At 55.8% G+C, this 973-nt stretch carries 2 protein-coding genes; both read right to left on the bottom strand.

Annotated features, from left to right (window positions below; all coding sequences use genetic code 11):
* The coding region (locus ACRZ95_RS23015) for an SPFH domain-containing protein (protein ID WP_480555704.1) at window positions 1–532 on the bottom strand (532 nt) is incomplete at its 3' end.
* A 22-nt stretch (window positions 533–554) separates the two neighbouring features.
* Window positions 555–973: DUF2927 domain-containing protein (locus ACRZ95_RS23020; RefSeq protein ID WP_480555706.1), on the bottom strand; the 419-nt coding region annotated here is incomplete at its 5' end.

Consider the following 973-nt stretch of genomic DNA (forward strand, 5'->3'; position numbering starts at 1 on the left):
CCGAGCCTGCGATCACGCGGCTGAACTCCTGCACGATGATGTTGCGGATTTGGAAGCTGATTTCATCCATGGTGAATTCACCATCCGTACCCACGATCTCAATCAGAAACTTCGCCGGGTCTTTTACGCGAACTGTATAGGTTCCGAAGGCCCGGATGCGTGTCGGGCCGAATTCCGGATCACGCAGCATGATCGGGTTCTTGGTGCCCCATTTCAGGTCATTGAACCGTGTCGTGTTGACGAAATAGATCTCGGACTTGAACGGCGACTGGAACCCATGATCCCAGTGCTGCAACGTGGTCATGATCGGCATGTTGTTGGTCTCAAGCATATAGAGACCCGGGGTGAACACATCCGCCAGCTGCCCTTCATGCACAAACACAGCCGACTGACCCTCTCGCACGGTCAGCTTGGCGCCATACTTGATTTCATGTCCTTCCCGTTCAAACCGCCAGACCATCGTGTCGCGGGTGTCGTCCACCCAGTGGATGACATCAATGAATTCTCCGGTCAGAAAATCGAAAATTCCCATGTGGGTTCTCCTGTCCTTGGGGTCAGAGCGGCTGCCCCATCAGTTCGCGTGCAATGATCCTTACAACAGGCCGCGCCTGATCGACTGTGACGCCCGGCTCGAGGCGCGGATCGTAGAGCATCGTCAGCAGTTTCTCATCGTGGCTTGTCAGCAAGGCAAACTCGTCATCATCGTTGAAGATTGACGGCCGCGCCGCCGGGCTGTCATTCGACAGGCCCAACCCTTGGGCCATCTCTTCGTGAATACAGCTAAGACGTACCAGATCGGGCAACTCGGTGCGGATCAGTGTGACCGCCCGAACATATTTGTGCGGAGCGCTGCTGGTAGCGGACGCAAACACGAAACAGTCAAAATTTGCACGCGGGTTCGCGACAAGATCCAGTGACGCCTGACTGATATTTGGGATCAGTTCCCGCAGCCGGGCTACGACATAGGCGCTGT

The sequence above is a fragment of the Ruegeria sp. AI3 genome, from assembly GCF_056541245.1.